We start from the raw sequence: 6,778 nt of genomic DNA, 5'->3' as shown, positions 1-6,778 counted from the left end.
ATTTTCGATATTCATTGTAAGGCACTTTCGGGTGAAAGGTTTATCGTAGAGATGCAAAAAGCAAAGGTAAAATACTTCAAAGATAGAAGTTTATTTTATGTAACTTTTCCGATTCGCGACCAAGCGCAAGCAGGCGAGTGGAATTTTAAGTTAGAACCGATTTATTTTGTCGCCATTTTGGATTTTGAGTATGATGAGGCAGAGGAGCGTCGTAAGTTTCGCAGAGATGTGGCTTTGAAAGACCAAGATGGCGATTTATTTTTTGATAAACTACATTTCAAATTTTTGCAAATGCCTTTATTCAATAAAAAAGAAAATGAACTACAAACGAAGTTTGATAAATGGTGCTATTTTCTAAAAAACTTAGAAAGTTTTGACCAAATTCCAAATGTTTTGAAAGAGCCTATTTTCCAAAAAGCCTTCGGAACGGCAGAGTTAGCGAGATTAAGTGCCGAGCAAAGGGCAATTTATGAAGAAAATTTGATTCAATATTGGGGTATGAAAAGTGCGATTGAAACGGCAGTGGAAGAAGCCGTAGAAGCCGCCGTAGAAGCAGCGGTGGAGGGAAGTAAGGCTGAAATTGCGAAAAATGGTATTTTAAAAGGTTATGAAAATAAGATAATTTCAGATTTGACTGGTTTAACTGTAGAGCAAATAGAAAAGTTGCGTGCGGAGCTGAAAAAGAAAAGTTGATAAGAACCTTAGATTTGCCAAAAGCGAGTTCATGTACTAACTTTGGCTTCAAATGTTCAATATCATTAGGGTAAGGGGTTGTTATTTAATCGCACCCTTAGCAAATATTTTTCTGAAAAGGCGAAAAATTAGAAAGTTCCAGCTTTTTCAAAAATCGTTGCTTTAGCTTGTCTTAAAGGTCAAATAAATTTTCTTTATGAACTATAATCACAATTATTTGCTTAATATGAAGTTTTCCTTTTCTGCTTTTCTTCGGATAAATTTGATTGGTTGGAAAGCGGCAGCGGCTTTGCTTTTCCTCGCCTTTTTTTCCGCTTGTCAGGATAAGCCCACCGAAAAACCCAAGACATGGACGCTCGAAATGGGCAAGTGGCGTGGCGAGGTAGAAATTGTAGAGGGCAAGCGCGTGCCTTTTCTCTTTGAGGTAGAAAAAGATAGTGCAGGCAACTTTGTATGGACGTTGCTCAATGGGCAGGAGCGTTTTCGCTTAGATGAGGTTATCCAAAAAGATAGCCTTTTTACGATTCCGCTCTATATTTTTGATGCTGAAATAGAAGCAACTCTTTCGTCGACCAATACCTTGCAGGGTGTATGGCGTAGGCGTAGCTTTGGAAAGGCTACCGATTTGCCTTTTTCGGCAGAAAAAACAGAAATGCCGCGCTTTGAAGCCAAAGAGCCACCTATCAGCGATTTTTCGGGTAGTTGGGAAACCTACTTCCTAAAAGCCAACGGCGATAGCGTGCCTGCCTTAGCGACCTTTTCACAGGAAGGCGCAATCCTAACAGGCACTTTTCAGACCAAAACAGGCGACTATCGCTTTTTAGAGGGTATCGTAGAAGGAAATACGCTCAAACTTTCAGGCTTTGATGGGGCAACGGCAACGCGATTTGAGGCGACTCTCGATACAAGCACTCAAAAACGCAGGCTCAAAGGCGATTTTTGGGCAGGAGCTTCTACACACCAAACTTGGCAGGCAACCTTTAATCCTACCTTTGAGCTACCTGATGCCGAGAGCCTAACCAAACTAAAAGAAGGTTTTGATAAGATACAGTTTCGCTTTCCCAATATCGAGGGCAAAGAAGTAGCCCTAACTGATACGCGCTTTCAAAACAAGGTTGTTATCGTTCAGATTTTGGGTACTTGGTGCCACAACTGCATGGACGAAGTTGCTTTTTTAGCTCCTTTTTATGAAAAAAATAAAGCACAGGGCTTAGAAATTATCGGTTTGGCTTACGAGCAGACTGATAATTTTGAGCAGGCACAAAAAAGATTGCAGCGTCTTGAAAACAAAATGAAGGTAACCTACGAACTTCTTTTTGCAGGTACAAATGAAAGGCAATTTGTGGAACAGTCCTTGCCTATGTTGGAGGGTACGATTGCTTTCCCTACTACGATTTTTATCGATAAGAAAGGCAAAGTCCGCAAGATTCACACAGGTTTTTCAGGTCCCAGCACAGGAGCGAGTTATCAGGCTCATATAGACAAAATTTCTACCTTCGTGGCGCAACTTTTGAAGGAGGAGTAGCGTACTTATTAGAAAATCTTAACAATGTACTAACGCACTTGTTTTGGTCTGCTTTATCTTTTTTATCTTGTCAAAATACAGGAAACAAACAAGATAGGGCTTATTCAAAAACCTGATTTTCAGTATTTTGAAAAAAATCGTATCTTTGCTTTTGCTTATTAGTAGAAGTTCGAGGCTACCGCCAATAAAGCCGTCAGACCTTTAAAATGAAGACTAAGGCGTAGAAAATTTTGCCCCTTCAAAACTTTTTTGAAAAGGGCTGCGTTAGTTTCTCAAATCAAAAACGCTTTTCAAATAATTGGGCTTGGAAAATAAGTCGCTATCACCTTTTTTTCTCACCCTTTAAACCTTTTTGTAAAATTACTCTCTATACCATATCTCTCTTTATTTCAAATCAAAAGCGCATCATGAAAACTAAACTCTCATTTTTAATCGCTTTCTTTTTCCTTTTAGGAAGCACTGCCTTTGCACAAAGTTCTTCTTTTAGAGTTTTGGCGGCTAAGGGCAACAACACAAAGGGCAGCGAGGCTCTCCGAATCGGGACAACCCTTAGCCCTAACGACCAAATTACCTTAGCAGACGGCAGCTATTTGGGACTTCTGCACAGCAGCGGACAGACCCTTGAAATTCGTGAAAAAGGTACGTTCAAAGTTAGCGATTTGGAAGGACGTTTGAAAAAAGGAAATGCCGACCTTACAGGGCGTTATGCGCAGTATGTCGTTTCGGAAGTAGCGAAGGGCGAAGAAGCCGCAGGTGCGCACCGACACATGGGCAAAACGGGTGCGGTAGAGCGTGCAGGAAAATCTGCCATCATGTCTGTAATGCCTCGCTCTTTGAGCTTGGCAGGCGACCAAACCGTTGTTTCTTGGTTCGTATTGGAAGAAGTTGCCAAAATCAAGGAAGAGGACGTAGATAAGTATTTGGTTACGGTTACTGATATGTATAATAACGTACTTTTCACCGAAGAAACCGCAGAGCCTAACTTCGTCATTGACCTTACCGACCCACGCTACAAAGGTGAGCGTTCTGTTTTGTATCAAATCTCTGTTATGGAAGAAGGAAAAGAGTCTATCAAATCTGAACCCAATAACATCAAGCGCGTCAATGCGAAAGAGGCGAAAAAATACGTAACCGAAGCCGACCAAATTGGCGACAACTCTGCCTTAGGCTACCTCATCAAAGCCCAATATTTTGAAGAAAAGCAACTTTTGGCAGACGCAGTAGCGGCTTACCACAAGGCAATGTCATTAGAGCCAGATGTAGAAACCTACAAAATCTTATACGAAGGTTTCCTCGACCGCAACAAAATGACGAAAAACTCTATCTTAGACGCGATGGCTTCTAACAAAGAAGGCTACTAATCCATCAAATTAGCGTACCTTTCACTAACTCATTCAAAAAAACACTTCTCAATTTTCAATTTGGGAAGTGTTTTTGCTTTATCTTTGGATACCATTGCGCATTTGATAGGTAAAAAAGCCTCTTGAAAATCATCTACTTTTTATTTTTATATGAAAACTAAACTACTTACCTTTATATTTTTGAGCTGGACTTTCCTTCTGCAAGCCCAATTTGCAGAGCAGTTTTCTATCCTTGCACTCAAAGGGCAGGCTTGGCAAAATGAGCAACCTTTGAGGGTAGGAGGCAAAATCTCACCCCAAAACAAGCTCATTTTAGCCGAAAATACCTACATTGGCTTGGTCAATCAGGAAGGACAGACCTTAGAATTGCGCGGGGCAGCACAATGGACTTTTGAGCAACTCAAAGAAAAAGTAGCCCAAAAGAGTGCAGACGACCTAAGCCTACGTTATGCACAGTATGTCTTAGGCAAACTTACAGGCGAGGACAAGGAACACCAACTTAGATACACCACCGAAACAGGAGCCACCGAGCGCACTACCGAACAGCAAGATGTAGCTGTTGCGTTCCCTTCCTCTGTTAGTCTTTTGGGTGAGCAGACCGTTTTTTCTTGGTTTCTAAATGAAAGCAAGGTTAAGGTAAGACCGCAAGAAATTGAAAAATACGTCGTACAGGTAATGGATTTGTATAACGAAGTGCTTTTCAAAGAAGAAACCAAGTCGGAAGAGATTGTTTTAAATCTTAACGACCCACGCTGCAAGCAAAATCAGGCGTTTATCGTGCAGGTTGTGGCGATGCCTGCGGGTAAGAAGCAGCTTCTTTCTCGCCCTAATTACATCAAACGCCTAAATAATGAAGTTTCGCGAAAATATGCCAGCGAAGCCAGCAGAATTGGGGAAAGTCATTCCGCTTTGGGCAATCTTATCAAAGCACAATATTTCGAGGAGCGCGGGCTTTTGGCAGACGCATTGATGGCATACCGCCGCACTTTGAGCATAGAGCCAGAAGTGGAAAGCTACCAAATTTTGTATGAACAATTTTTAAAACGCCATCACCTCGATAAAGAGAGCATCTTAGGCGTAAAAAAATAGTGGTCATTTTATTCAAAGCACCCATTTATGTACGGTATCGATAAAGAAATTAAGGGCATTTTGCGTGCCTTAGACATTCTTTTAGAAAAAAAAGAATTTTTAGAAGAGGAATTACAAATTTCTACGGGGCGGCAAAAATTCGCACTTTTAAAACAAGTAGAACAAACCGAAGTAGAAATTGAAACTTACCGCCAAAAAGTAGCTACTTTGCAGGCGCGTTTGCAGGGTTCGCAGCAGGGCGAAGTTGTACTTGCCTTAGGAGAAGCCGCCCAAAAAGTGGAGCAGGTGCAAAGAGCCTATGCCAAAATGCAGCCACCTGTGGTCTGTTTGGCTTTTGCCAATGGGGAGGGGGCGTATTTAGAAAATTTGAAGCAGGAGGAAAAAGCCATTCGCGACGCTTTGCACCAAGCAGACGACGAAGGAAGTATTAAACTTTATACAGAATTTAATACTACGATTGCAGATTTGGTAAAAGTATTTACAGAAAAATACCGCAATAGGGTTGCCATCTTTCACTTTGCAGGACACGCAGGCAGTCAGGAGTTGGTCTTAGACGAAACCAGCGCAAACGCAACAGGGTTTGCCCAACTTTTAGCCCAGCAGCAAAGTTTGGAGTTGGTCTTTCTCAATGGTTGCTCTACAAAAAGGCAGGTAGAGGGCTTATTGGAAGCAGGGGTAAAGCGTGTTATCGCGACAAGCACCCCCATCGATGATGCGCAGGCAGTTGCCTTTTCAAGTCAATTTTACAAGTCGTTGGCGAAAAAAGCTACCTTAGGGCAAGCCTTTCAGGAAGCCGCCGCCCTTCTGACACTTCAAAATAGCCCTGTGCAGGTGTATCGCTCCGCCATTCCTAAAAGCAAGATAAAAGAGGACGTTGCGCCCTCGCCGCTTTTGTGGGGTTTTTATACCAAAGAAGAAGCACAAGCAGATTGGGAACTGCCTTTGTAGGCAATAGAAAATTTGGTTTTGCGCTTCGAAGAATAGAATTTAACTCCACTACCTTTTGGGGTAGGGCTGTTAAGTTCTAAAAACCAAATGCAAATGTAGGGACAAGGCATTGTCTTGTCCCCTATGAGATTGAAATAAAAAAGGAATGAATCCCACCCTGCCCTCCCCCAAAGGGAGGGTTTTAAAACCAAATTTTATTTCGTGTTAAATTTGAAAAAAACACCTCTGCCGTTGTTTATTAGGGCTTGGGCGCATTTTTTGTGTTCGTTTCTACCTTGAAAAACACTTTTTTGCCTACTAATCTATCAAAAAAGGCGTTGTGCCATCTGTAACAATGACTTTGGCGTTATTCGATTTAGAAAGTTCGCGAAAAGCCTCGATGCTTTTGTATTTGATAATCATATCATTAAGCCCTTCGGAAATAATTTTTTGTGCGTCGCGTATGCCCTCTGCCTCAATTTTGAGGCGTTCGGCTTCTTGGCGTTCTCTATCCAAGACAAATTGCATGGTTTGTGCCTCTTGTTCGGCTTCTAATTTGGCTTCGATGGCACGTGCCAATTTTTCGGGCAGGCGAATACTTTTGAGCAAGACCGACTCCACTACAAAACCTCTATCGCCTAAGATTTCGGTCATCTTTGCACTAATGGCTTGTTCTATCTCGAAGCGTTTGGAAGTGTGCATGTCTTTGGCAAAAAATTGTGAGGTTACATCTGCCGCCGCCGAGCGCAGGACGCTCAAAATAATACCTTCGCCGTTGCGCACGCCAACGGTTTTGATGACATCAATCGCTGCCTCTTCTTTGATGTGAAAAAGCACCGCTAATTCACAGCGAATACTCAAACCTTCTTTGGAGGGGAGCGCGTCTAAAACAACGGGCATATTGATAGTACGGGTTGGCACTTTGACAACTTTGGTCGTGAAAGGATTGTGAAATACCGCACGCGGCTGCATAATACCGCTTTTGATTTTGCCCAAACGCTGTTTTACGCCCACTTCGCCAGGGCGAATTACGGTACAAGCACTGATAAATTGTATCAAAAGCAGGCTGCAAAAGCCGTAAAAAAGCCAAGTTTGTATTTTTTTCATACAAAAAAAGAATTAGGTGGAAAAAGGGAAAGGCATTTGAAAGTCTGATGCAAAAAGGGGACTGGCTGCATAAAAA

General features: G+C 42.0%; 6 protein-coding genes. 5 read left to right on the top strand and 1 reads right to left on the bottom strand.

The genetic code is table 11. The annotated features are described in order from the left end of the window. The 5 genes from G500_RS0112135 to G500_RS0112115 all read left to right on the top strand — a co-directional run. The coding region (locus G500_RS0112135; RefSeq protein WP_027002752.1) for an Rpn family recombination-promoting nuclease/putative transposase at nucleotides 1–693 on the top strand (693 nt) is incomplete at its 5' end. Between the two features lie 196 nt (nucleotides 694–889). After that, nucleotides 890–2,218: a TlpA disulfide reductase family protein gene (locus G500_RS23375; protein WP_051203520.1), complete on the top strand. Its 1,329-nt coding sequence runs from the start codon at nucleotides 890–892 to the stop codon at nucleotides 2,216–2,218. 407 nt (nucleotides 2,219–2,625) lie between these two features. Next, on the top strand, nucleotides 2,626–3,579 hold the full coding sequence (locus tag G500_RS0112125; RefSeq protein ID WP_154657142.1) for a hypothetical protein: 954 nt from the start codon (nucleotides 2,626–2,628) through the stop codon (nucleotides 3,577–3,579). Nucleotides 3,580–3,729: 150 nt separating this feature from the next. Then, a complete protein-coding gene (locus G500_RS0112120) occupies nucleotides 3,730–4,668 on the top strand; it encodes a hypothetical protein (protein WP_027002750.1) in 939 nt (312 codons plus the stop codon). A gap of 27 nt (nucleotides 4,669–4,695) precedes the next feature. Beyond that, complete coding sequence (locus tag G500_RS0112115) at nucleotides 4,696–5,616, top strand: CHAT domain-containing protein (RefSeq protein ID WP_027002749.1); 921 nt, start codon at nucleotides 4,696–4,698, stop codon at nucleotides 5,614–5,616. A gap of 297 nt (nucleotides 5,617–5,913) precedes the next feature. On the opposite strand, the gene G500_RS0112110 is transcribed toward G500_RS0112115, so the two are convergent. After that, nucleotides 5,914–6,702 (bottom strand): prohibitin family protein, encoded by a 789-nt coding sequence (locus G500_RS0112110; RefSeq protein ID WP_035757191.1) that lies wholly within the window; start codon nucleotides 6,700–6,702, stop codon nucleotides 5,914–5,916. Between the last annotated feature and the right edge of the window lie 76 nt (nucleotides 6,703–6,778).

The organism is Hugenholtzia roseola DSM 9546 (assembly GCF_000422585.1).
In the GTDB taxonomy this organism is placed as follows: Bacteria; Bacteroidota; Bacteroidia; order Cytophagales; family Bernardetiaceae; genus Hugenholtzia; species Hugenholtzia roseola.
This window is presented reverse-complemented; position numbering and strand designations above follow the sequence as displayed.

Excerpts from the sequence above, each read along its gene's own strand:
- G500_RS23375 (WP_051203520.1), top strand. The coding sequence starts at position 890 with ATGAACTATAATCACAATTATTTGCTTAATATGAAGTTTTCCTTTTCT.
- G500_RS0112125 (WP_154657142.1), top strand. The coding sequence starts at position 2,626 with ATGAAAACTAAACTCTCATTTTTAATCGCTTTCTTTTTCCTTTTAGGA.
- G500_RS0112120 (WP_027002750.1), top strand. The coding sequence starts at position 3,730 with ATGAAAACTAAACTACTTACCTTTATATTTTTGAGCTGGACTTTCCTT.
- G500_RS0112115 (WP_027002749.1), top strand. The coding sequence starts at position 4,696 with ATGTACGGTATCGATAAAGAAATTAAGGGCATTTTGCGTGCCTTAGAC.
- G500_RS0112110 (WP_035757191.1), bottom strand. The coding sequence starts at position 6,702 with ATGAAAAAAATACAAACTTGGCTTTTTTACGGCTTTTGCAGCCTGCTT.